Source organism: Neobacillus niacini (genome assembly GCF_030817695.1).
In the GTDB taxonomy this organism is placed as follows: domain Bacteria; phylum Bacillota; class Bacilli; order Bacillales; family Cytobacillaceae; genus Neobacillus; species Neobacillus niacini_F.
In genome coordinates this window covers 424805-448804 of the sequence record NZ_JAUSZQ010000002.1, presented here as the reverse complement: position 1 = coordinate 448804, position 24000 = coordinate 424805, and the positions used below count along the sequence as shown (strand labels likewise).

Below are 24000 nucleotides of genomic sequence, written 5' to 3'. Positions count from 1 at the left end.
TCTATCTAGTAGACACTTCAGGGAAATCTGTCTATTTCTAGGGGGGTTTTTTCATGAGTTATGAACAAAGCGTGTCTTCTAAACAACGAAATCGGACAAAAGAACATTTAAAACACGCACTAGTTGAACTCATAAAAGAGAAGGGTTACCATTCTCTTTCTGTAAAAGATATTGTAAATTATGCATCTTATAATCGCAGTACCTTTTATATCCATTACCAAGATAAAATTGAATTAGCTGAAGATTTACTCGATTCCATGCTTCAAGGGTTAGAGGATTCAGTAGGAAAACCATATGTACCTGGACAAAAAGTATATACAACAAATCTGCATGCACCATCCTTTAATATCGTTTCCTACATATATAAGCACCGGAATTTTTTTGAACTCATTAAATACGATGATACTTTACCAGGATTACATACGAGATTCCCGCAATCCATCTTAAAAATCTATAAGGATCAATTTATTTTCAAAACGATAAACAACATCCCAGTAAATATGGATTATTTTAAACGCTATACAGCCTACGGCTTTTACGGACTCATTCTGAATTGGATCACAATGGATTTTAAAGAATCTCAAGAGGAGTTTATCAAAGAAGTAATTGATTTAACGAAAACGCATATTTACTCGTTTGAATATATAGGAAAATAAAGTTTATTTCAAACCGGGACAGGGGATCGATTTTATAAAGAAGAATGAAGAAAGTGAATGAACAATTTGCTATATTGTATACCCTAAGCATCCCATACTAAAAAATAAGCTGGCCAATAAATCTCACAAAATGAAATGTTTTGGCCAGCTTATTTATTTTTGTAACAGAAAGATTCACATACAATCATTGTTCAAAAAAAACTGCCTCTATTTATGGTACGGTTCACCGCGATTAATCCGATATGCCCGATATATCTGCTCTACGAGGATTAACTTCATCAGTTGATGGGGGAAGGTCATTTTTGAAAAAGAAAGCTGTTCGTTTGAACGTTTTAAGACTTCATCACTTAAACCTAAAGATCCGCCGATAATAAAAGCAATCTTACTTTTCCCGTACGTTGCCAGTTTGTCTAGTATATGTGCAAGCTCCTCTGAAGATTGCATTTTTCCGTTAATCGCCAGCGCGATCACATATGTATCCTGACTAATCTTAGCCAAAATTCGCTCTCCCTCTTTTTGCTTAACCTGAACCATTTCAGACTCACTTAATTCTTCAGGTGCCTTTTCATCAGCTACTTCAATGACTTCGACTTTCGCATACGCATTCAATCGCTTTAAATATTCGTCAATTCCCATTTTTAAATATTTTTCTTTTAATTTGCCAACCGTGACAATTGAGATATTCACAATCCACAACCCTCTTTTTTTATGTTACAAACAGTTTACAAACAACTTATCCACAGAAGTTATCCACATGTCCACATTTTTTATCCACATCTTGTATGGAATCATTTGTTCGCCACAATATATACAGCTCTATTTTGGCAATACTCACAGCCTGTTGATAAGTTATCCCCAGTTACCTTAGATAAAACAGGAAACGTTTCAAACTCATCCACAACCATATCTAATGCCAAATCCACATGCTCCTCACAGCAATAAATCAATTTGGATCCCTCCTCTTATAATAACTATTTCTCTTATTATTTACCTTCCAAACCACTTCATTCAACCAACCACTATACCACAAAAAAACAGAAAGGGGAGGTACCACCTTTCTGCTTTTCGTATTAGGACCTGTCTTCAGCTAAAGTAATCGTGGTCGTTTGAAGCTTTCCTTCTCGATAATATTTGATCTCCATTTGGTCGCCAATTTTTGTCTCTTGATATAAATGCTTTCTGAGATCAATCACATCATGGATGGTCTTGCCGTCCATCTCTACAATAACATCCAGCTCTCGTAATCCAGCCTGTGAAGCAGGTGAATTTGGTACAACTTGACGAAGAGCTACTCCATAGGTGATATCCCTTGGTAATTTTAAAGCTTCCTCTTGATAATAACCTGGAATTTCAGCAACTGACTTTAAGTCAACTCCCATATATGGCCGTTTGACCTCGCCAAACTGTTCTAGGTCATTAATAATTGGTCTTGCATAGTTAATGGGAATCGATAATCCAATCCCCTCAACAGCATTTTGAGCGATTTTCATCGAGTTAATGCCAATAAGTTGTCCAGCAATATTAATTAAGGCTCCACCACTGTTACCGGGATTAATGGCAGCGTCTGTTTGGAGGACCTCTGCGTTCCAATCCATAATGCCGTCTTGATTGATGTCTACCGGGATGGTTCGATTAATCCCTGAAATAATTCCTTGCGTGACAGAACCAGAGAAGGTTGCACCCAGCGGGTTACCAATGGCCATTACCGGTTCCCCCATCTTTAAGGCATCTGAATCACCAAATTCAGCAATTTTTTTAATCTTGCCTGCGTCAATTTCAAGAACAGCTAAGTCTGTCCAAACATCCCCGCCGAGAAGTTTAGCAGGAATTTTTGTGCCATCATTTAAGGTGACCTCTAACTGGGTAGCACCCTCAACCACATGCTGATTGGTTACGACATAAGCTTTATCTCCTGCCTTTTTATAAATGACACCTGACCCTGTTCCTGCTGGCGCTTGGTTGTCGCCAGATTCATCGTCCCAAAAATTTGTTGTCTGGATATTATTAATCCCAACAACCGCATCTGCAGCCTTATCAATGGCTTTTGTCGTATCGGTTTGTACATCATAGGAAACCTGTTGTTGAATGACATTCTCTTGATTATCATCCGTCCCAGCAGGTTGAGTTTGATTGGGCTGTACATTGTAGGGAAGGAACCCTTGATTAGATAATGCCGGAATCGAAATGACAACTAGCATGGCCCCAAGTATGGCACCAACAATACTTGCAAGTAAAAAACTCCCTCTGTTCCCACTCTTTTTTTGGTTACGCCCTTGTGAATGATCATCATAGTAACCCATTTTCACCACGTCTCCCTTTCATAAGCAACTAATTAATATTTTGGCTTATAGTTACAATTATACTCTGCCCAAAACCATTTTATAAAAAAAGAACAAAGATACCAAATACGAGGTATCTTTGTTCTTAGAATGGTCTAGCTTCAGCGCCTATGGGCTCGGGGTCATAAGCCAATCCGTCAAGAAGGTTAAAAAGCAACCTTCATGCCGGCTCGTCTTATGCCTGTTGCCCCTGAGCAAGGCGCTTCCGCTTTTCTTTTACACCGCTGTTAAAATAGTTGGGACTTTAGGGTCTGTGTCATAGAGATCAAACCCCTCGCCAACAATTAGTCCCTGGCTTTGAAGTGTTTGTGCAACTGACATTCTTGCTAAGTCCTTCATATTGTTGTCGAGGCTTAAATGGGCAAGGTAAACCCGCTTGGTATTGTCTCCGATGACCTCACTCATAGCAATTGCCGCATCCTCATTCGAAACATGTCCAAGGTCGCTTAAAATTCTTCGTTTCACATTCCATGGATATCTGCCCATTCTTAACATTTGTACATCATGATTGGACTCAAAAATAAAAGCATCTGCATTTGAAATGATTCCTTTCATCCTGTCGCTCACATAGCCTGTATCAGTGATTAAGACCAATTTCTTACCCGAATGATGGAAAACATAAAACATAGGCTCAGCGGCGTCATGCGATACCCCAAAAGATTCAATATCTGTGGCCCCAAAGCTTTTTACACTTTCTGTGCTGAATATCATCTTTTGTTCAGCTGGAATTTCTCCAACTAATCGATCCATCGCACGCCAGGTGTTTTCATTTGCATAAACTGGCAGCTTATATTTACGGGCTAACACGCCAATTCCTTTAATATGATCACTGTGTTCATGGGTTACAAATATCCCTGATAATTTACTTATATCACGATCTATATGTTGGAAAAATGCCTCCATTTGCTTCCCGCTAAATCCGGCATCTACTAGAAAGGAATGCTCGTCTGATTCAACATAAAGCGAATTCCCCGTGCTTCCGCTCGCTAAAATGCTATAACGTAATGACATATGATTTCACTCCACATCTAATTTCCATCGCTGTTAAATTCTATAATCTGTCCTTCTAGCGCATTGACAAAAAGACTTTCATTATCATCCACCACAAAACGCCATGTGGGCGCTAACGCTTGCGAAGCAGAAAGCTGAATTAAAGATGAATAGCCGAGTTCAACTTTTGTAATTTTACTATTTGGCTTTAGCATGCCTTTTTGGTACAAAGTTTCCAGTGCCTTCAAAGGAGGGAGGATTTCCTCCTTTTCTGTCATTTTTTCAATATCCTCTAAATAGGTTTGTTCATATGAGACAATTTGATTTTTGTCGTCAATATGAAACGTAATCATCCCGCTCAGATTTTCATATAAGGTCATATTCTCATAATGTTGAAAGTAGATGATGGTATTCTTCTTATCATCCTTCTTCCAAAATTGATAGTGGTCTCCAAACAATACATTGTCCTTTATAAAAGGAGTAATATCAGCAGCCTCAAATTTTGCATTTAAAGGAATTGGTTTATCCAATTTCATCTGCAGTGACGTGCTAGGTTCCTTTAGAGCCGTTGTCTGCCCCTTTAGTTTGATAATATCATCCTTCGTAAACAGCTTTGGCCTTGCGCTTAAATACTGATCCTTAAATGGACCCTTTGGCAGTTCTTTATAGCTGATTTCATCGATTTTCAGCATTTCTTCGATGGAGGTTGGTGTAACATATTCATACTTATTTGCATCTCGGATCTTCATAAACTGAAATAAGAGATAGACGTCTAAAATTAAAAACGTGATGATAAAAATTGTTTTTATTTTACTCCAATCCACGTAACAATCCCCCCAGGTCTTCCTTCGTGATTTGTCCCCATGTCTGGTTATATCGATAAAACCAAGCCGGCTCTAGGAGGATCAGTCTATTTTCACTTGTATCCTTTGACATCCGGTATCCTAAAACAAGCTGTTCCAGTAATTCCGGTTTAAAACTCTTTCGGCTTTTGAGAAATTCCAATGCAGAAGATCCTGTTGGAAGGGTTACTTTAACCATTTCTGTAGTTAATGGAAGCTCTAAGGATATATTGGGTCTAACATATCTCGTTATTTCATCCCTGCCCCATACTTCTTCAATTTCTGACATTCCACTTTCATTAAAGACAGGATAGCCATCGATACTATATAAACGGAACTTAACAGATTTCCTTTTTTCATCCTTGGCCACATAACGATAAGGGTCTGTCCAGCCTCCATGTCCATTAATAAAATCAATGCTTCTCTTTAATAGATCATAAGAGTTGTCCACATAATTGGACTCACCCGTAGGGTTAACATAGAGCAGCATATTGGTGTCGTTATTAACGGTCATTTTACTTGAAACATCACTAAATTCCTCTACCCCAGAAACGGTGCCCCTTTGTACAAAATTCGGATCACTAAACAATGCTTCTTTGAAGGCCTCTGAGTTTAGTACAACAGGTAAATAGGTATATTCCATCATTTCCAGCTTTCCATCAGGAATATAAACCGTACGCTCAGCAGTCGCTTCAAATGGGATATAAGGCTGATATTGCTCTGCATTTTTAAAAAAGTTCTTATTAAATTCGATTAATAAACTCGGTGATATATGACTGACGTATACATGCTGATAATCAGAAGAAACAAAGTAAACCGTACCGTTTCCCTTTTCTGAATTCTCCACATTAACAACAATTCGATTAAAATTGAAGGCAGGAATTCTTTTCTCCTCAAACTTTAATACACTCCGATAGATTTCAATCGGGATATCGGCAGGAAATACAATTTCTGCATTTCCATTTCCATGGACTAATTCTTTAATGTTCTCCACATTCTCCGAATAATCTTCTACGTCATAAAAAGACCATTTCCTTAATTCATTCATCATTTTATCGAGGCTTACTGCATTAGTGGTTCCAAAATGCTGGCCGTTACGATGAAAAAGGACAAGATCAGGACTAATAATCTGGTGAAGTTCCCGTTTTTCTTTTAACGTTACCTCTTCAACATAATTGCCATTTTCCAACATGTCAAAATTGGGCTGGTACGTCCAAAGATTCCAAGTTAAAACAATACTAACCAGAACGAGAAATGTTAAGATCGCAGATTTACTATTCTCATATTTCATGACCATTCATCCTCTTCCGTTTGCTCGTATGGCAGTGAAAAGGAAATTTCCGTTCCCTTACCCTCTTCACTTACAGCCCAAATCATGCCGCCATGAACATTAACCATCTCTTTAGCGATGGCCAAACCTAATCCTGTACCGCCTAACTTTCTCGTCCTCGCTTTATCAACACGATAAAAACGGTCAAAAATTTTACTGATATTCTCCTTTGGAATTCCTACACCTTGATCCGAAACACTGACGATAATTTTATCTTCTTCCTCTTTAATTGAAAAAGTAACCAGACCGCCTTCAGGAGAATACTTAAGTGCATTCGAAATAATATTGTAAAGAACCTGGGTCATCTTATCTTCATCTATTTCTACAAAAATAGCATGAGTTGGCAGCTGCCTCTTGAAGCTGACATTTTGATCTTTCGCCATTTCGAAACGGTCAATAATTCGATCATAAAAATCAACAAAGTTGACCCATTCTTTGTTAAGCCGATAATCTGTGCTGTCAAGTTTCGATAGTTGAAGGAGGTCATTGACCAGACGAATCATTCTTTCTGTTTCAGTCCTCGTTACCTCTAAGAAATTAGGGGCAATTTCTTCATCCTTCCATGCACCATCTGCCAACGCCTCTAAGTAACTTCTCATCGTCGTGAGTGGAGTTCTTAATTCATGCGATACATTGGCAACAAACTCTCTTCTTTCCGCATCTATTTTCTCCTGGTCCGTTATATCATGAAGGACTGCAATCAAACCGTTAACAAATCCAGTCTCTTTTTGAATCACAGAGAAGTTAGCACGAAGGATATAAGGTTCCTTTTTTGTACTATAATCAAGAATTAACGATTCTTTTTCTTCTAACAAATCCTCAAACGTATTGGTATCTGTTAGCCCTAATAAAGAAACAATTGGCTGTGAGAGAACTGTTTCACGTGAAACATTCAACATCTCTGCCGCAGGATCATTGATTAATATAACTCGGCCTTTCCGGTCCGTCGCAATCACACCGTCTGTCATATACGATAAGACAGAAGAGAGCTTTCTTCTTTCCCCTTCCGTCATAGCCTGTGCTTCCTGGAGCTTTTTCGTTAAATTATTAAAGGTAACCGCTAAAGTCCCGATTTCATCCTGACCGTATACTTTTACTTTTCGTGAAAAGTTCCCCTTTGCCATCGCCAATGCTTGCTTTCTCATATCTACAATTGGCCTGGTGATCGTCTGAGCTAAAAGTATCCCTAAGATAGCTGTAATCGCTAAAGCAATCCCGGTTCCTGTTGCAAAAATACTATTGATGGTTTTCATTTGGGTAAATACATTTTCGATTTTCGCTTCTAAATAAATCGCACCAATGACAGTATTGCCTGATTTTATCGGAGTTGATAGCACCCAAATTCGATGGTCGCCTTTTCGATCGATTAAGATACTGCTCAAATCTTCTCCAAGATTAATCGACTGGGTAATGCGGAGATTTGTGTCTCTTTGACCAACGACAACTTGATTTGGATCGGAGGTTCCAATAATTTTCCGAGATTCGCCCTCAATCACCCTCACTTCAAAAATATCAGCCGATTCAAAATCACGCAGTATTTTCCTGATTTCATCTTCAAGGGTAGGATCTTCAGGGGTTCTTTTCTTTTCCATCTCTTCGACCACATTATAGGCCAGTAAATTTACACGTTCCTTTAAGGAATTTTGAAAATTTGTCCTTAATGTTTCTTCCAGCTGCCTGACAAAATAAACGCCAATTATCTGCATCGCCACTAAAATAAGCAGGACATAGATAATGACGAATTTTACGTGTATAGAGCGAAAAAAACTAACCTTATTCATGTGGGGCATTACTCCTGATCAGGGTTACGCAAATAGTAGCCCACTCCTCTGCGGGTAACGATCCACGTTGGGTGACTTGGATTATCTTCAATTTTTTCACGCAAACGGCGAACCGTTACATCAACAGTTCGTACATCTCCGTAATAATCATAGCCCCAAACGGTTTGGAGCAGGTGTTCCCTCGTCATTACCTGTCCAATGTGTTTTGCTAGATAATAAAGCAGCTCAAATTCACGATGAGTTAATTCAATGGTCTCTCCGCGCTTCGAAACCACATAGGCATTTGGATGAATCGTAAGGGAACCAACTTCAATTTCGTTCGTTTCTACTTCTTCATCTGCTTGTGAGACCACAACTTGATGACGGCGTAAATTTGCCTTTACTCGCGCGATTAACTCTCTCGTACTAAAAGGCTTCGTCACATAATCATCCGCACCAAGCTCAAGACCTAATACCTTATCTATTTCTGAATCTTTCGCAGTCAGCATAATAATCGGCATATCATATTTCTTGCGGATCTCACGGCAAACTTCCATTCCGTCTTTTAACGGCAGCATAATATCTAAGAGAATTAAGTCTGGCTGTACCTCTTCTACCATTGCCAGAGCTTCATTTCCATCATAAGCACTGTAAACATCGTAACCCTCTTTTTTTAAATTAAACTGCAAAATATCCGCAATCGGTTTTTCATCATCCACTACGAGAATTTTCTTTTCCATACCCATTGCTCCTTTGTTTTTAAATCTATTGAATACGTTAAATGGCATTTCTACTCTAGTTTACTTTACCATGGTTTCCGCAGTAATTCATCTATTAGTAGAATTTAACACCAAAAGAGCCTCTAGTACGCGACAAGAGACTCTTTTATATAAATGGTACTATTTTAAGTAGTTTGAAGGATTTTGAAGAGCTCCATTTTTGTACACTTCAAAATGCAAGTGGACACCAGTTGAGTTTCCAGTTGAGCCCATTACACCAATAGCTGAACCTTGTGAAACGGTTTGCCCGACACTTACACCAATGGAATCTAGGTGAGCATATACCGTACGCAGACCATTTTGGTGATCAATAACAATTTTGTTGCCATAGCCGCCATCATAGCCTGCAGAAACGACCTTACCATTATCAGCAGCCTTTATTGTTCTATTGCTAGGTCTTGCGATATCAATTCCTTTGTGGAATCTGCCCCATCTCTGACCTTGCTCGCTGGATATATAGCCTCCAACTGTTGGCCAAGCAAGATTTCCTGTACCGCGAGATGGAATCTCTTTTGTTCCTTTTACAACAATGTGTGGAACAGGTTCAGTAAGAACCATCTCACTTGTAACAACACTGCTGATGGTTGCTCCATTTTGTGTTGAAATACGATAGTTTACAGAGCGTTCTCCATTTTTACCTTCTTGCTGTACCTTTGTTTCGCCTTTTGGAATATTCGCATCTTCCACTACTTGATTGGCAAATGGAATCTGTTCTCTTCGGTTTTCTTCTTTTTCAACGATAATTTCAAAGTATGGATTTAAAGCCGTCACGTTAACCTCTTCACCAATATTAATAACAGAGTCTTCTGTAAGGTCTGGATTTAATGCAAGAAAGTCAGCCAAAGTTAATCCATGATTATTGGCAATCATTCCTAAAACATCACCTGGCTGGGCAACATACTTCTTTTCTTCTAACGTACCCTTTTGTAAAAAGGTAACTGCTTCTTCAGCAGACATAATTTTGTCTGGTGTAACTTTTTCTGAATCAAATGAAACATTTTTCGAAGCCTTTACGTCTAATATACGAGTTTCATTTTCATTTAGTGGAGGTAACTCGGCTGCAGGAGCAGACTTTCTTGCTTCTAGTGCATCTAGTTGCTCTTGCGTTACAAACTTAAGTTTAAGTTGATTAATAACATCTTCTGCAGCTTCTTGGTTTTCTAAGAAAACAATCGGCTGTCCATCGATGACAATGGAGGAAGCTTCAGCTTGAAGCTGAATCGAACTTTCAAGATTTTGGATGGTTTTTGTATCATTTGCTGTTGAGTGAAAAACCTGTTCTTTTATGTACTCAATATCTGGGCCAAATTCTAAGTTTAAATCCTGGATGGATTCTTGAAACTGAACTGCTTTTTCTTCGACAATTTTTTCAACAACCTCTTTATTAGAAACGGTGCCTATATATTGCTGATTATGGTATACATGGTATACCGTTGTTAACTTAATTGACTCAGCAGCAGTTGCTGATACACTGCTAAAGATTAACGCAGTTGCTGCAAACGCTGTCATAACAGTAGTTTTCAAGGATTGTTTATTCACAAATTTTCCTTTATTAAAAAATAACATTGGAACCTCCTAAATTACGGAAACAACTCTCTTAATCTAGCACTTTATAACCCCAAGTGAAATTTCCCTCTTTTTCTACTCTATAACTTTACCATAATTTTAAAGTAAATAACGATTAGTCTTTATAATGTAACAAAATTGTATAATACCTGACATTTTACTACATTCGTAGGAGTTGCTGGTAGATAAATTATCACTGTTTTCCTTAAGCCATTTTCCCTATATTTGTAGGTAAAACTTATTATATCAACGTTTCTAGTAGGTATTATACTTTGATCACCTTTTACAAAATAAGACAAGCTTCGATGTGGTCGTGTAAATATTTGGATACTTTATTGCAATAGCATTACGTTTCTGACAAATAAAAAAGAAGCTTACAATTTGCAAGCTTCTCTTTTATAATGGCTCAGGACGGAATCGAACCGCCGACACAAGGATTTTCAGTCCTTTGCTCTACCGACTGAGCTACTGAGCCATAAATATGGCGGTCTGGACGGGACTCGAACCCGCGACCTCCTGCGTGACAGGCAGGCATTCTAACCAACTGAACTACCAAACCATTTTTTATATTGATCGTCAGCAAGGAGACCGGACTTGCCAGTCACTTGCCAACAATCAAATACCATGACCCCTACGGGATTCGAACCCGTGTTACCTCCGTGAAAGGGAGGTGTCTTAACCACTTGACCAAGGGGCCATATATTGAAAAATTATTTGCATTCGCAAAATACTTATCTTGCTGTCGCAAATGGAAAGTTATTTTCGCTATCGCGAAAAAACTTTGGTGAGCCATGAAGGACTCGAACCTTCGACCCTCTGATTAAAAGTCAGATGCTCTACCAACTGAGCTAATGGCTCAAACTTAAAATTGTTACCTAAACTCTTTTTACTGAATGTGTCCCCGCCTCAGTAAGTAACGCAAGTAGCGGCTCGGCGTGTACAACTCGTAGCATATTCACGAAGCTGTGCTCGTCTCTACCAACTGAGCTAATGGCTCGTACTAGGTGTTTGTCGTTCGTGACGACGCTTTTTATAATAGCATGGTTTATACATATAGCGCAATACTTTTTTTAAAAAATTTTTTTAAAAGTGAAAGCCCCCGGAAATCGAGGGCTTATTCATTCTTAAATTTGTCTCCAAGGACTGCGAACCACATTGGTTTGATTACGATCTGGTCCTACAGAGAACGTCGTTAACGGTATACCAGTAAGCTGTGTTACACGCTCAACGTAATGGCGCGCATTCACAGGTAATTCATCTAATGATTTAACTCCTGTGATATCCTCTTTCCAGCCTGGAAGCTCTTCGTAAACAGGCTCACATTCACTCAATACTTTTAAGCTCGCAGGATATTCGGTAATTAATTCACCTTTATAGCTGTATGCTGTACAAATCTTCAATGTTTCAATTCCTGATAATACATCGATCGAATTCAAAGATAGATCGGTTAGACCGCTGACACGGCGTGCATGGCGAACAACGACACTGTCAAACCAGCCAATACGGCGTGGACGTCCTGTTGTTGTACCGTATTCACGACCAACTTCACGGATTCGGCTGCCAATTTCATCATGTAATTCAGTTGGGAACGGTCCGTCACCCACACGAGAGGTATAGGCTTTACAAACTCCAACAACATGAGTAATTTTGGATGGGCCCACACCAGAACCAATCGTAACACCGCCTGCAACTGGATTTGAAGAAGTTACAAATGGGTACGTACCTTGGTCAATATCCAACATAACGCCTTGAGCACCTTCAAATAATACTCGTTTTCCATCATCTAACGCGTCATTTAAGACGACGGATGTATCGCAAACATATTGTTTAATTTGCTGCCCATATTCAAAGTACTCGTCTAAAATTTCCTCTTTTGTGAACCCTGTTGTTTCATAAATACGTTCAAATAAACGATTTTTCTCAGCTAGGTTGCGTTCAAGCTTTTCTTCAAAAACGTCACGCTCAAGAAGGTCAGCAATTCTGATTCCAACGCGCGCTGCTTTATCCATATAGGCAGGTCCAATACCTTTTTTGGTGGTACCAATTTTATTGGCACCCTTGCTTTCTTCCTCCACAACATCAAGCTTCAAATGGTAAGGAAGGATTACATGTGCACGATTGCTAATACGAAGATTATCCGTTGTAATTCCCTTTTCATGCAAGTATGCTAGCTCTGCTACAAGCGCCTTCGGATCCACAACCATTCCATTTCCAATTACACAAATTTTTTCTTTATAAAAAATTCCTGATGGAATCAGGTGTAACTTATATGTTTCACCGTTGAACTTGATTGTATGGCCAGCATTATTTCCACCTTGATAACGAGCAATTGCTTCTGCATTCTCAGAAAGGAAATCAGTAATTTTACCCTTTCCTTCGTCTCCCCATTGTGTACCAACTACCACTACTGATGTCATAAAGGCACCTCCAAATTATATACGCATTTCTTTTTCCCACAGACAAGTTTAACAATATATAGTGCTAAAAGTCAATAAAACACGAACGATTTATATTAAGCAATTAAAATATGTTCGTAAAATATTAATTTATGAATCTAGCTTGTGTTGAATGCGGGTTTTCCATAAAATAGGTATTAGAGCTTTTTTAAAATAATGATAAGGAAGTGTTCTATGATATTTCGACCGCGTCCAGAAAAGTTGGAATTAGTTCTTTTACGATATTTAAATACTCGCATGGTGTTCAGCAGCAGTGAAGCGCTAAATTTTTCAAACCTAGAAAAAGGTTATAAAGGGGAGTTGAAAAGTGATGTTTGGCTTAGAGGACTAACAGAAGAGTGGTTAATTCTCAATGAATTATTACTCGAATATAATGGTTCAAAATTCCAAATTGATACGATGATTATTGCTTATGAGCTGATTTATCTTTTAGATATTAAATATTTTGAAGGGGATTACGCTATCACTGATAATAAATGGTATAACCCGGCAGGTGTCCTCCTAAAGAACCCACTACACCAACTAGAACGCTGTGAAACCTTGCTAAAAAAATTGTTGCACGAAATAGGATATGATCTTAGGATTGAATCCTATCTAATCTTCAATAACTCCGAGTTTCATTTAAACACAACCTCAATAAATCCTTCTATTATTTTTCCAACACAGTTAAATCGCTTTTTGAAAAAACTAAATACCCGGCCGGTAAAATTAACTAAAAAATATTTTCAATTAGCCGAACAATTAAACGCACGACACATTGTGGAATCTCCCTATAAGCGATTGCCACCATATACTTATGAGCAGTTAAAGAAAGGCATCAGTTGTCCGCACGATCAGACCTTTTTTACTGATGAGACATTGATATGTACGAAGTGCGGGTGCGTAGAGGCTGCTGAATCTGCTGTTTTGAGGAGCGTCAAGGAGTTTACACTGCTTTTTCCAGATAGGATGATTACTGTTAATGCTATTCACGACTGGTGTGGAGGTCTTAAGTCAAAAAAGGCAATTCGAAGAGTACTTTCTAAATACTTTGTTCTTATAAGCAAAGCAAGGGCTTCTCATTACATAAATTCTTAAAACAACAGAGAAAATTTACCTATTTATGGAAAGATCAATTCAGTATTGTTCCTTCATGCGTTCTTTTTAATTGTCAAAAGGGACGATACTTTTAGTATTGTTCCCTCATCTGCTCTTTATACCAACTCAAGGGAACGATTCTCTTAGTATCGTTCCCTCATCATCCCTTTTTGTCAGTCACAGGGCATGATTCTCCCAGTATCGTTCCCTCATACTCCTATTTTAACTACTTAAGGGCACGATTCTGCTCCATCACACACAAGAGACAGCGAATCAACCAATCTATTAAAAAAACTCAGCCAAAGGTTGGCTGAGCTCTCAAAAAACTACGCACTCGGATCGTATCGTGTCTCCAAGTTTACGAATTTATTGTATTCCTTTACGAACGCCAACGAAACGGTGCCAGTTGGGCCGTTACGCTGCTTAGCGATAATGATTTCGATGATGTTTTTATTCTCGGATTCTTTATCATAGTAATCGTCACGGTATAAGAAGGCTACGATATCGGCATCCTGCTCGATCGATCCAGATTCACGGATATCGGACATCATTGGACGTTTGTCTTGACGCTGCTCGACACCACGGGAAAGCTGAGATAGGGCAATAACCGGAACCTGAAGCTCACGCGCTAATTGCTTTAGGGAACGCGAGATTTCCGATACTTCCTGCTGACGGTTTTCGCCAGCACGGCCGCTTCCTAAGATAAGCTGTAAGTAATCAATTAGAATCATCCCTAACCCGTGCTCCTGCTTTAAGCGGCGGCACTTGGAACGAATATCACTTATTCTTACCCCCGGAGTATCATCAATAAAGATACCTGAGCTTGAAAGGCTGCCCATCGCCATCGTCAGTTTGCCCCAGTCATCGTCTGTTAGAGATCCGGTACGGAGCCTTTGTGCATCAATATTCCCCTCAGCACAAAGGAGACGCATAACAAGCTGCTCTGCTCCCATCTCGAGACTGAAAATAGCAATATTTTCACCCGTTTTGTGCGCTACATTCTGAGCAATATTTAAGGCAAAGGCTGTTTTACCCACAGAAGGACGGGCACCCACGATGATTAAATCATTGCGCTGGAATCCAGCTGTCATTCGGTCAAGCTCAATAAAGCCTGTCTCAAGGCCGGTAATTTCTCCAGCACGCTGATGCATTTGCTCAATATTGTCATACGTACGAACAAGGACATCTTTAATATTGTGGAACGCTCCAGCATTTTTTCGCTGAGCAACAGCAAGTATATTCTTTTCAGCCTCGCTTAAAAGTGCTTCCACTTCATCTTCACGAGAATAGCCATCTGAAGCAATCTCGGTTGCTGTCCGAATTAATCGTCTCAACAAAGACTTTTCTTCTACGATTCTTGCGTAATATTCAATATTGGCTGCGGTAGGTACAGAGCTCGCCAATTCACTTAAATAACTCACTCCGCCTGTATCCTCAATAAGTTTCGCTGCAGCTAACTCCTCGGTTACCGTTACAAGGTCTACTACCTTACCTTCGTCGTTCAGCTTCAGCATCGCATTAAATATCTTTTGGTGTGAGGCACGATAGAAATCCTCTGGTATCAAGATTTCGGAAGCCACCGTTAAAGCAGAGGGCTCTAAGAAAATCGCACCTAAGACAGCTTGTTCAGCTTCGATATTTTGCGGTGGCAGACGATCTGCATATACATCATTCATCTATCAAAAACCTCCTATTGTGAAGAGGATAAATTATATATATTAATAGTTTAAAACCTAAATATGTCCATAATGAAGAAAAGTGACCAGTCTCCACCGATCACATCACTTAGGAAAAATTGAAACTCCTATTTCCTGATTAACTTTTATTATTTTAACATGTTTATCTAAAATTTGAACTGGAAATTACTTTACCTCTTTTACATGAACCGTTAAGGTAGCTAGTACTTCATGATGAAGCTTCACAGGAACCTTTGTGTGACCTAGTGTACGGATTGCATCTGCTAATTCCATTTTACGTTTATCGATTTTAATACCATGTTTCTTTTGCAGCTCTTCTGCAATTTGCTTTGTCGTAATAGAACCAAATAAGCGGCCGCCTTCACCTGCTTTTGCAGATAGCTCAACTGTAATTTTCTCTAACTGTTCTCCTAGCTTTTTAGCTTCAGCTAGCTCTTCTGCCGCACGTTTGTCTTCCTTCTTCTTTTGACCCTCTAATGTGCTGATGTTTGCATTATTTGCTTCAATTGCTAGCCCTTGCTTTATTAAGAAGTTTTGTGCATAGCCGTCCGCAACATTCTTTATTTCACCTTTTTTACCTTTTCCTTTTACATCTTTTAGAAAAATTACCTTCATTCCTTTTTCCCACCTTCAAAATAATCTTCAATTGCTAGCTTTAATTGTCTTTCTGCTTCTGCTATGGAAATCCCGGTCAGCTGGGTGGCTGCATTCGTCAGGTGCCCGCCGCCATGGAGCTTTTCCATAATGACTTGAACATTCACATTGCCGAGCGATCTGGCACTAATTCCAATCAGCCCCTCATTGCGTTTTGCAATGACAAACGAGGCTGCTACCCCATCCATCGTTAGGAGTGTATCTGCTGCTTGTGCAAGAAGGACTTGATCATGAAGCTCATTTTCTTCCCCTTTCGCAATGGCAATTCCATCGCGGTAAAAAGCAACCGATTCAATTAATTTAGCCCTCTTAATATAGGTATTAATGCTTTCCTTTAAAAACTTCTGAACGAGAATGGTATCTGCCCCTTGACCTCTTAAATAGGAAGCAGCATCAAAGGTTCTAGCACCTGTGCGTAAGGTAAAACTTTTCGTATCGACCACGATTCCCGCTAATAAAGCAGTTGCTTCTATCATTTCTATTTTACCGCGTTTTGGCTGGTATTCAAGAAATTCGGTAACAAGCTCTGCTGTCGAAGAAGCATATGGCTCCATATAAACTAGAACTGGATTTTCAATAAATTCTTCCCCGCGCCGGTGATGATCAATAACAACCACATTATCAATTCTATTAAGAAGTCGTTCTTCAATCACTAGTGCAGGTTTATGGGTATCCACGATCACCAATAGAGTTTTTTCTGTTGAAATTTCCAATGCTTCTTCAGGACCGATAAATCGAGAAAATAATTGCTCTTGATGACGGATTTCTTCCATCAGCCTATGGACAGCGCCATCCATTTCTTGAAAGTTTAAAACTATGTAGGCATCTTTTTGGTTCATCTGCGCAACCTTGTAAATACCAATTGAGGAGCCAATTGAATCCATATCGGGATTTTTATGGCCCATAATAATAACCTTATCACTTGCGGTGATTAAATCTTTTAGCGCATGAGAGATGACGCGGGCTCGTACCCTTGTTCGTTTTTCAACCGGGTTTGTTTTGCCGCCGAAAAATTTCACTTTGCCATTTGGTTGTTTGATGGCAACCTGATCGCCGCCTCTTCCCAGGGCCAAATCCAAGCTGGATTGAGCTAATATGCCCAACTCAGGCAGAGAAGGAGTCCCAGCACCTACACCAATACTCAATGTAAAGGAGATATTTTGCTTAGAGGTCATTTCTCTTACCTCATCTAGGACGGTAAATTTTCCTTTTTCCAACAGCTGCAATATAGCCTCATTAAACACAGCAATAAATCGTTCAGAAGAGATTCTTTTTAGAAAAATACCATTATCCTGAGCCCATTTATTTAAGGTTGAAGTCACCATATTGTTAATGCTTCCGCGCATTTGGTCATCCATACCTTGTGTTAACTCATCGTAATTATCTAAAAAGATAATCGCGATAACCGTGCGCTCATCATGATACATTTTTTCAATTTCTTTTTGTTCTGTGACATCAAAGAAGTAAAGGAGCTTTTCCTCACTTTTAAGTATGACTCGAAACTTTCGTTCATGAAGAGTAATAATTTCTGTCTCTACTTCCTGTTTAATTAACGGTATCAACGTATCAGCTATTTCATAGAGCGATTTTCCAATAAGGGTATCTTCATCAAAATAAGAGGATAAAAAAGGATTTGTCCACTCTATAGAATACTCATCATTAATCAGCATGATCCCTATCGGCATTTCCATCAGTGCTTCTTCGCCGACCCTTTTCACACGGTATGAAAGGGTTGAGATATAGTCTTCCATCTCTTTCCTTTGACTGGACTCAATGATTATCATATAGTACAGCGGCGGAATGATGAGAAATAAGCCCACCAAGCTTAGTATCCAGTTATAGTAGGCCAGGACAATGAGCAGCACTACTGTAATGCCTATTAGCCCGTAAAAAGGGTAGCGTATCGAGCGTTTTTCAATAAATGCAGGCAATTTTTTCAGCTCCTAAGCAGTAGTCTCACTCTTTTTTATTAAAGCCTTTTCGTAAATCAAAGCCTAAATCAATTATACCTAATATCCCTACAATATAAAGGAAAATTGGAATGAGAAAAGAGACAATCGCTATTGTAATAGAAATAGCCTTTGAAAAACCCTTTTTGTCGAAATAATAAAAGATAAAGGTATAGCCTTGCAGGATCATCATAAATTGAAGGATATAGGTCATATTGATAATGGCCATATACCAAAAGGTGCCTTCTTCAGGTTTGATAAACATACTTACCAGCAAGGTAAGGAGAAAGTAATATAATAAACTTTTTGGCAAGGATATCTCTTTAAAGCTTTTCCATTTCTCTACCTTTATCCCGAATCTTTTAATAATCGGAAAGGATATAAGCTGCATGATGAATACAATGAAAAAAGACGAAAGAACAAATAAAGTGGGAATTAATGTTTTAATCAGGTTTAAGCCATTATTAAATTGTTCCAATACTTTTTCAGAATCCTGTGTATTCCCAAAATTCTTTAGTAAGTCAGCTGAAGTATTGAATGATTCCCGCATTATTTCAATCATTTGAGTAATCATATCGACTTTAAAGAGAACGATACTTGCTACATAAATAATAATTAAATTAACTAAAAAGACAAGAGAGCCCGTGATGAATAAAACACCCATGTTCTTCTGTTTCTGAATGAGGAAACCAATTACGACACCTGTTGTCGCATATGCCAGCGTTAATGGAAGTGACATAATCGTTCCTACAATGAACGATAGAAGAAGGGAGGCAATCAGAAAAACAATGATACTCTTGCCATCATTCTTGGCTGCAAACAGCATGAATGGTACAGCTAAAAATAAGTTTACAATCATCCCGAGAAACGGGACATAAATCGTTAGTAATAATAAAACCGCAAAGGCCGCTAAAAGGATAGCTCCTTCTGTAAGTTTACGAACATTTTTCACTACTTCACCCCAATTATTTCAAAAGCCTATTCCTTAATTTTAGCTAGTTACGCTCTCCTATTCAACAAATGTGCAAGGATAAAATAAAAAGACAGCAAGGGATGATCCCCAGCTGCCTTTAACATACTTTAGCTTCAGCGCCAAGGCGCTTACGCTTTATTATATTCTAGCTTCAGCGCCTAGGGGCGACTGGCATAAGACGAGCCGGCAAGAAGGTAAAAGGCAACCTTCATGCCGGCTCGTCTTATGCCAGTCGCCCCTGTCAAGGCGCTTACGCTTTATTATTCACCTGCAACGAATGGTAATAATGCCATTTGACGTGCACGTTTGATTGCAACTGTTAGTTTACGCTGATATTTAGCGCTTGTACCAGTTACACGACGTGGTAAAATCTTTCCACGTTCAGAGATGAATTTTTTAAGTAAATCTACATCTTTGTAATCAATACGAGTAATTGCGTTAGATGTGAAATAGCACACTTTACGGCGCTTCGCGCGTCCGCCTTTACGTCCTCCACCTGCCATGAAAATTCCCTCCTTTATGAATGATTAACGATCATAAAAAGTTTACGTTAAAATGGTAGATCATCATCGGAGATGTCTATCTGACCGTTACCTGCGAACGGATCATCATCCACTTTTGTAAAACCTTTATTATTGTTGTTGTTTTGATACTGTCGTTGATTCTGATTGCCGCCGCCATAAGGATTTCCTTGCGGTTCCCTTGGTGGGGCACCGAAATGATCATTGTCGCTTCTTCCACCGCCGCCAGAAGAGTTTTTAGGTTCTAGAAATTGGACACTTTCTGCCTGAACTTCTGTAACGTAAACACGCTTACCATCTTGTCCTTCATAGTTGCGGGTTTGAATGCGGCCATCCACTCCTGCAAGGCTGCCTTTTTTCAAGAAGTTTGCCACATTTTCAGCTGGTTTACGCCAAACAACACAATTAATAAAGTCTGCTTCACGCTCACCTGCCTGACTAGAAAACGGACGGTTAACAGCTAAAGTAAAGGTAGCTACAGGAACCCCATTTGGTGTATAACGCAAATCAGGATCTTTAGTTAAACGGCCAACAAGCACGACACGATTCATCATCAGAATCAACTCCTTTTCTTCTGGAGAATGTTTCATGTGAAACATTCAGCCAAAATATATTTATATTAAGCTTCTTCTTTAATTACTAAATGGCGAATGATATCTTCGCTGATTTTCGCAAGACGAGAAAATTCTTGTACCGCGTCAGCTGAAGATGTAGTTTTCACGATTTCGTAGTATCCATCACGGAAATCGTTGATTTCGTAAGCTAAACGACGCTTACCCCAATCTTTTGTTTCAGCAGTTTCCGCACCGTTTTCAAGAAGAATTCCGTTGAAACGCTCTACAAGAGCCTTTTTCGCTTCGTCTTCAATGTTTGGGCGGATGATGTACATGATTTCGTACTTATTCATCACAGTCACCTCCTTTTGGTCTAAACGGCCCAACTTTGGGCAAGGAGCAATTATTCATTACTCACAAGTTAAGATTTTATCATAGTTAATGACGAAAAGCAAGGCTGTTCACCATTTCTAGATATTGCCCTTAAAAGTCTGTCCATATAAAAAGCCTTGCAGACGCAAGGCTAGACATTTTATACATTAAAACGGAAGTGAATAACATCTCCGTCTTTTACTAAATACTCTTTTCCTTCTAAACGGACTTTTCCAGCTTCCTTAGCGGCATTATAACTTCCTGCAGCTAATAAGTCATCATATGAGACTGTTTCAGCACGAATAAATCCGCGTTCGAAATCTGAGTGAATGATACCCGCACATTGTGGAGCTTTCATGCCGTGTCTAAACGTCCACGCACGAACTTCCTGAACACCTGCAGTAAAGTAAGTAGCTAATCCAAGCAGGTTATAAGCTGCGCGAATTAACTGGTCAAGTCCAGATTCCTCAATACCGAGCTCTTCAAGGAACATTTGCTTTTCTTCGCCTTCCAGCTCAGCAATTTCTTCCTCAATCTTTGCACAAACTACAATTACTTCAGCATTATCTGCTGCTGCAAATTCGCGTACTTTTTGAACATATTCGTTGCCTGATGGATCTGCAACATCATCCTCACCAACGTTTGCCACATATAAAACAGGCTTAATTGTTAAAAGGTGAAGCATTTTAGCGATTTTCATTTGTTCTTCCGTAAATTCAACCGTACGTGCTGGCTTTTCAGCTTCAAAAGCGTCACGAAGCATGGAGAGTACTTCAAACTCAGCTGCTGCGTCTTTATCTTTTTGCTTGGCTAATTTTTCAACGCGGCTAATTCTTTTTTCAACAGACTCCATGTCTGCAAGAATTAACTCTAAGTTAATAACCTCGATATCGGAAATAGGATCCACTTTTCCTGATACGTGGGTAATATTTTCGTCTGCAAAACAGCGGACAACCTGGCAAATTGCGTCTACTTGACGAATATGTGATAAGAATTTGTTTCCTAATCCTTCACCTTTACTTGCACCTTTTACGATCCCTGCAATGTCAGTAAATTCAAAAGCTGTGGGAACTGTTTTTTTCGGTTGAACAAGTTCCGTTAATTTTGTTAAACGGTGGTCAGGTACTTCTACTATTCCTACGTTCGGGTCAATCGTACAGAAAGGGTAGTTTGCTGATTCAGCCCCAGCCTGTGTAATTGCATTAAATAGTGTAGACTTACCAACATTCGGCAAACCTACGATTCCAGCTGTTAATGCCATTTATTTCACTCCTCAAGATATATATCTATTTATAAAAATAATGTCCAAAATTATTAAAAAGCCTCTCACAATTATAGGCATTAGTTATTAAAAAGACAAGAACAACAAAAAGTGAGACGCCTTGATCAGGAACTAGATTACAACAAAAACTGGTGCCCTCGACACCAGTTAGTTGATTTTTTCTATATTCACCAGACAATCGTACAAGGTACTGCCTAGACCATTATCGGATTCCCCACTTGAGGTTAGGTTATTAACTGAACCGCCAAACCTTTTCCAAATTCCTTCATCGATATTAATCGTGTTAGGATGTGCTTTTTGAAGAATGGAAAGATATCCTTTAACTTCTCCGCGATTATTCCAAACTCGTACCAAATCGCCGTCCATCAGGCCGTGTTCATCCGCTATATTTTCGGCAACCTCAATCTTTAGCTGAGGTTCTTTTGGAAAAAGATGATAGTTTTGCGAGTGGTTTGACCTTAGTGGATGAATCGTTAATAGATTATATGGGAATTTCTCAGCAAGGGAGGGATTATTCCATTTTGATTCTTCCGGTAAAGCTAATTTAAGCTGCCACTCGGCACCTTTGTTTAAGGCTGTAAATTCATATTTTCCAGATGGCGTTTTAAACTTGAAATCCTCCCATGGTACTCGTTTCACTGGCAATTCTACGTTATGGTTTTCCTTCAGTTGATCCAGTGTTATTCCTTTTGCAGATAATGATTGTAAAGACATTTCCAGCCACTCATCTCTTGAAAACTGAAAAACTTCACCAAATCCAAGTCTCTCAGCTAGCTGTGTCCAAATCCATAAATCCGACTTAGCTTCTCCAGGGGCTGAAACCAACTTCGGTCCATAGTTAACATAATGATGGTACATAGAAGAATAATAAAGATCCTCTTCCTCAAAAGAAGTGGTGGTCGGCAGAATATAATCTGCTAATCGAGCGGTATCTGTCAAAAATTGCTCAATCACAACCAGTTTCGAAACAGATGAAAATGCCTTTTCTACAATTGATGAATCCGGGACCTGTGTTAACGGATTCCCACAGGTAACCACAATCATTTTTATTTCTGGATCAATGGCAGAAAGTACTTCCTCCGCCTGCTTCATAATTGAAAACTGTCTATGACTGCTCCTGCGTTCGCTCAGCGTTAAATTGGCAATATCAAAACTTTGACCCACTTGCAGGTTGGCATAATTAGCGCCACCGCCAGGTATTCCAATATTTCCGCTCACCGCTGCAAGTGCATCAATCATACGGATCGTATTTCCGCCATTTTTATACCGCTGCAGGCCAAGTCCCATAAAAGTAGAAGTAGGTTTATCAGCAAAGACTTTTGCTAATTGCTGATTCATCTCTGCTGACACTTCCGTCATTTCACTAATTTTTTCTAAAGAAATACCTTCAATCAGTTTCTCTAAATCCTCGAAGCCATAAGAATATTGGTCTATAAATTCACGATCTTCAAGTCCTAAATGAAGAATTTCCTTTATAATCCCTGCAGCAAGCAAACCATCCATTCCAGGTTTTACGGATATATATTCATCAGCTATTTTCGCTGTTGCATTATATAGTGGGTCAATCACATATATCTTCGCACCATTTTTTTTTGCTTCTAGGAGCTTTTCATAAAAATGCATGTTCGTGCGCGCTACATTTCTTCCCCAGATGATAATGTTTTTACTTTTTAGAACATCCTCTGGTTCATGACCATAAGCATCGCCAAAATCCCACTTCTGTGCCTCAATTCCGGCACCCCAGCAGAGTGAGCCATAAAGTTGTGTTACACCGCCATAAGCATTAAAAAATCGCTGATCCAGGCTTTTTAGTAACCCGTTGTTTGCATAGTCATGGCTATGGAGAACAGCCGTAGAACCGTATTGTTCTTTAATTTCCTTCAACTCAAGGGCAATTTCATCAAGAGCCTGGTTCCATGAAATTTGCTTGAATTCTCCGTTCACCTTTTTCAATGGATATAGAATCCGTTGAGGTGAGTTGGTCCTTGTTTCGAGCATTCTGCCTCTGCCGCAAATTTTCCCCTTGGTAATGGGGTGGGAAGGGTCACCTTCAACTTTTATTACTTTATCGTTCTCTACCGTTACATGAAAACCACAGCTGTCCCAGCAATTCAACGGACATGCCGATTTCACAATACTTGCCACTACTCCACCCCCAACAATCTCTACTTTTTAACTAGAATAATACAGTTAACCAAAAAAA

The 24000-nt window shown here is 39.2% G+C and carries 21 protein-coding genes and 4 tRNA genes; 2 read left to right on the top strand and 23 right to left on the bottom strand.

All coding sequences use genetic code 11. The features are described from left to right. Window positions 1-53 precede the first annotated feature (53 nt). Window positions 54-656 (top strand): TetR/AcrR family transcriptional regulator, encoded by a 603-nt coding sequence (locus tag QFZ28_RS02505; protein ID WP_307193186.1) that lies wholly within the window; start codon window positions 54-56, stop codon window positions 654-656. Window positions 657-863: 207 nt separating this feature from the next. Here the strand turns inward: QFZ28_RS02505 and rlmH are convergent, their stop codons facing one another. The 14 genes from rlmH to QFZ28_RS02435 all read right to left on the bottom strand — a co-directional run bounded on the left by rlmH (window position 864) and on the right by QFZ28_RS02435 (window position 12679). Beyond that, window positions 864-1343 (bottom strand): 23S rRNA (pseudouridine(1915)-N(3))-methyltransferase RlmH, encoded by a 480-nt coding sequence (rlmH, locus tag QFZ28_RS02500; protein WP_307193185.1) that lies wholly within the window; start codon window positions 1341-1343, stop codon window positions 864-866. A 101-nt stretch (window positions 1344-1444) separates the two neighbouring features. Further along, the gene (locus QFZ28_RS02495; RefSeq protein ID WP_307193184.1) at window positions 1445-1603 is read right to left on the bottom strand and encodes a CxxH/CxxC protein; all 159 of its coding nucleotides are present in this window, start codon (window positions 1601-1603) and stop codon (window positions 1445-1447) included. Between the two features lie 123 nt (window positions 1604-1726). Then, the gene (locus tag QFZ28_RS02490; RefSeq protein ID WP_307193183.1) at window positions 1727-2956 is read right to left on the bottom strand and encodes a S1C family serine protease; all 1230 of its coding nucleotides are present in this window, start codon (window positions 2954-2956) and stop codon (window positions 1727-1729) included. A 255-nt stretch (window positions 2957-3211) separates the two neighbouring features. Then, the gene (locus QFZ28_RS02485) at window positions 3212-4006 is read right to left on the bottom strand and encodes an MBL fold metallo-hydrolase (RefSeq protein ID WP_307193182.1); all 795 of its coding nucleotides are present in this window, start codon (window positions 4004-4006) and stop codon (window positions 3212-3214) included. Window positions 4007-4023: 17 nt separating this feature from the next. Beyond that, complete coding sequence (locus QFZ28_RS02480; protein WP_307193181.1) at window positions 4024-4809, bottom strand: two-component system regulatory protein YycI; 786 nt, start codon at window positions 4807-4809, stop codon at window positions 4024-4026. Next, window positions 4796-6118 (bottom strand): YycH family regulatory protein, encoded by a 1323-nt coding sequence (locus QFZ28_RS02475; RefSeq protein ID WP_307193180.1) that lies wholly within the window; start codon window positions 6116-6118, stop codon window positions 4796-4798. Before QFZ28_RS02475 ends, QFZ28_RS02480 begins: the two co-directional genes overlap by 14 nt. After that, complete coding sequence (walK, locus tag QFZ28_RS02470) at window positions 6115-7938, bottom strand: cell wall metabolism sensor histidine kinase WalK (protein WP_307193179.1); 1824 nt, start codon at window positions 7936-7938, stop codon at window positions 6115-6117. The genes QFZ28_RS02475 and walK overlap by 4 nt, the downstream gene beginning before the upstream one ends. Window positions 7939-7946: 8 nt before the next feature. Next, on the bottom strand, window positions 7947-8657 hold the full coding sequence (gene yycF, locus QFZ28_RS02465; protein ID WP_307193178.1) for a response regulator YycF: 711 nt from the start codon (window positions 8655-8657) through the stop codon (window positions 7947-7949). Window positions 8658-8816: 159 nt separating this feature from the next. Further along, the gene (locus tag QFZ28_RS02460; RefSeq protein ID WP_307193177.1) at window positions 8817-10262 is read right to left on the bottom strand and encodes a M23 family metallopeptidase; all 1446 of its coding nucleotides are present in this window, start codon (window positions 10260-10262) and stop codon (window positions 8817-8819) included. A 402-nt stretch (window positions 10263-10664) separates the two neighbouring features. Continuing rightward, window positions 10665-10737 (bottom strand) — tRNA-Phe (locus QFZ28_RS02455). Window positions 10738-10744: 7 nt separating this feature from the next. After that, a tRNA-Asp gene (locus tag QFZ28_RS02450) sits at window positions 10745-10821 on the bottom strand. A gap of 66 nt (window positions 10822-10887) precedes the next feature. Continuing rightward, window positions 10888-10959, bottom strand: a tRNA-Glu gene (locus QFZ28_RS02445). Window positions 10960-11044: 85 nt separating this feature from the next. Further along, window positions 11045-11120 (bottom strand) — tRNA-Lys (locus QFZ28_RS02440). A gap of 266 nt (window positions 11121-11386) precedes the next feature. Beyond that, window positions 11387-12679: an adenylosuccinate synthase gene (locus tag QFZ28_RS02435; protein ID WP_307193176.1), complete on the bottom strand. Its 1293-nt coding sequence runs from the start codon at window positions 12677-12679 to the stop codon at window positions 11387-11389. A gap of 213 nt (window positions 12680-12892) precedes the next feature. On the opposite strand from QFZ28_RS02435, the gene QFZ28_RS02430 reads away from it, so the two are divergent. Then, the gene (locus QFZ28_RS02430; RefSeq protein ID WP_307193175.1) at window positions 12893-13795 is read left to right on the top strand and encodes a nuclease-related domain-containing protein; all 903 of its coding nucleotides are present in this window, start codon (window positions 12893-12895) and stop codon (window positions 13793-13795) included. Window positions 13796-14121: 326 nt separating this feature from the next. Here QFZ28_RS02430 and dnaB read toward each other — a convergent pair whose 3' ends face one another. From dnaB to QFZ28_RS02385, 9 genes are all read right to left on the bottom strand, one after another. Continuing rightward, complete coding sequence (dnaB, locus tag QFZ28_RS02425; RefSeq protein ID WP_307193174.1) at window positions 14122-15471, bottom strand: replicative DNA helicase; 1350 nt, start codon at window positions 15469-15471, stop codon at window positions 14122-14124. A 186-nt stretch (window positions 15472-15657) separates the two neighbouring features. After that, window positions 15658-16107, bottom strand: a complete 450-nt coding sequence (rplI, locus tag QFZ28_RS02420) for a 50S ribosomal protein L9 (protein ID WP_307193173.1) — start codon at window positions 16105-16107, stop codon at window positions 15658-15660. Next, window positions 16104-18077 carry a DHH family phosphoesterase gene (locus QFZ28_RS02415; protein WP_307193172.1) on the bottom strand — a complete coding sequence of 658 codons (1974 nt, stop codon included), beginning with the start codon at window positions 18075-18077 and terminating at the stop codon, window positions 16104-16106. The genes rplI and QFZ28_RS02415 overlap by 4 nt, the downstream gene beginning before the upstream one ends. Before the next feature lie 25 nt (window positions 18078-18102). Then, complete coding sequence (locus QFZ28_RS02410; RefSeq protein ID WP_307193171.1) at window positions 18103-19047, bottom strand: YybS family protein; 945 nt, start codon at window positions 19045-19047, stop codon at window positions 18103-18105. 281 nt (window positions 19048-19328) lie between these two features. Beyond that, window positions 19329-19571 (bottom strand): 30S ribosomal protein S18, encoded by a 243-nt coding sequence (gene rpsR / locus QFZ28_RS02405; RefSeq protein WP_307193170.1) that lies wholly within the window; start codon window positions 19569-19571, stop codon window positions 19329-19331. A gap of 47 nt (window positions 19572-19618) precedes the next feature. Then, complete coding sequence (ssb, locus tag QFZ28_RS02400; RefSeq protein WP_307196931.1) at window positions 19619-20143, bottom strand: single-stranded DNA-binding protein; 525 nt, start codon at window positions 20141-20143, stop codon at window positions 19619-19621. A gap of 65 nt (window positions 20144-20208) precedes the next feature. Further along, a complete protein-coding gene (gene rpsF, locus QFZ28_RS02395) occupies window positions 20209-20496 on the bottom strand; it encodes a 30S ribosomal protein S6 (RefSeq protein ID WP_045519104.1) in 288 nt (95 codons plus the stop codon). Between the two features lie 179 nt (window positions 20497-20675). After that, the gene (ychF, locus tag QFZ28_RS02390) at window positions 20676-21776 is read right to left on the bottom strand and encodes a redox-regulated ATPase YchF (RefSeq protein ID WP_307193169.1); all 1101 of its coding nucleotides are present in this window, start codon (window positions 21774-21776) and stop codon (window positions 20676-20678) included. A 168-nt stretch (window positions 21777-21944) separates the two neighbouring features. Next, window positions 21945-23942 (bottom strand): molybdopterin-dependent oxidoreductase, encoded by a 1998-nt coding sequence (locus tag QFZ28_RS02385; RefSeq protein ID WP_307193168.1) that lies wholly within the window; start codon window positions 23940-23942, stop codon window positions 21945-21947. Window positions 23943-24000: the final 58 nt, after the last annotated feature.

Bases quoted from the DNA above. Each gene is read 5' to 3' on its own strand.
- QFZ28_RS02505 (WP_307193186.1), top strand. From the start codon at position 54: ATGAGTTATGAACAAAGCGTGTCTTCTAAACAACGAAATCGGACAAAA.
- QFZ28_RS02490 (WP_307193183.1), bottom strand. From the start codon at position 2,956: ATGGGTTACTATGATGATCATTCACAAGGGCGTAACCAAAAAAAGAGT.
- QFZ28_RS02485 (WP_307193182.1), bottom strand. From the start codon at position 4,006: ATGTCATTACGTTATAGCATTTTAGCGAGCGGAAGCACGGGGAATTCG.
- QFZ28_RS02475 (WP_307193180.1), bottom strand. From the start codon at position 6,118: ATGAAATATGAGAATAGTAAATCTGCGATCTTAACATTTCTCGTTCTG.
- walK (WP_307193179.1), bottom strand. From the start codon at position 7,938: ATGAATAAGGTTAGTTTTTTTCGCTCTATACACGTAAAATTCGTCATT.
- yycF (WP_307193178.1), bottom strand. From the start codon at position 8,657: ATGGAAAAGAAAATTCTCGTAGTGGATGATGAAAAACCGATTGCGGAT.
- QFZ28_RS02460 (WP_307193177.1), bottom strand. From the start codon at position 10,262: ATGTTATTTTTTAATAAAGGAAAATTTGTGAATAAACAATCCTTGAAA.
- QFZ28_RS02435 (WP_307193176.1), bottom strand. From the start codon at position 12,679: ATGACATCAGTAGTGGTAGTTGGTACACAATGGGGAGACGAAGGAAAG.
- QFZ28_RS02430 (WP_307193175.1), top strand. From the start codon at position 12,893: ATGATATTTCGACCGCGTCCAGAAAAGTTGGAATTAGTTCTTTTACGA.
- dnaB (WP_307193174.1), bottom strand. From the start codon at position 15,471: ATGAATGATGTATATGCAGATCGTCTGCCACCGCAAAATATCGAAGCT.
- rplI (WP_307193173.1), bottom strand. From the start codon at position 16,107: ATGAAGGTAATTTTTCTAAAAGATGTAAAAGGAAAAGGTAAAAAAGGT.
- rpsR (WP_307193170.1), bottom strand. From the start codon at position 19,571: ATGGCAGGTGGAGGACGTAAAGGCGGACGCGCGAAGCGCCGTAAAGTG.
- ssb (WP_307196931.1), bottom strand. From the start codon at position 20,143: ATGATGAATCGTGTCGTGCTTGTTGGCCGTTTAACTAAAGATCCTGAT.
- rpsF (WP_045519104.1), bottom strand. From the start codon at position 20,496: ATGAATAAGTACGAAATCATGTACATCATCCGCCCAAACATTGAAGAC.
- ychF (WP_307193169.1), bottom strand. From the start codon at position 21,776: ATGGCATTAACAGCTGGAATCGTAGGTTTGCCGAATGTTGGTAAGTCT.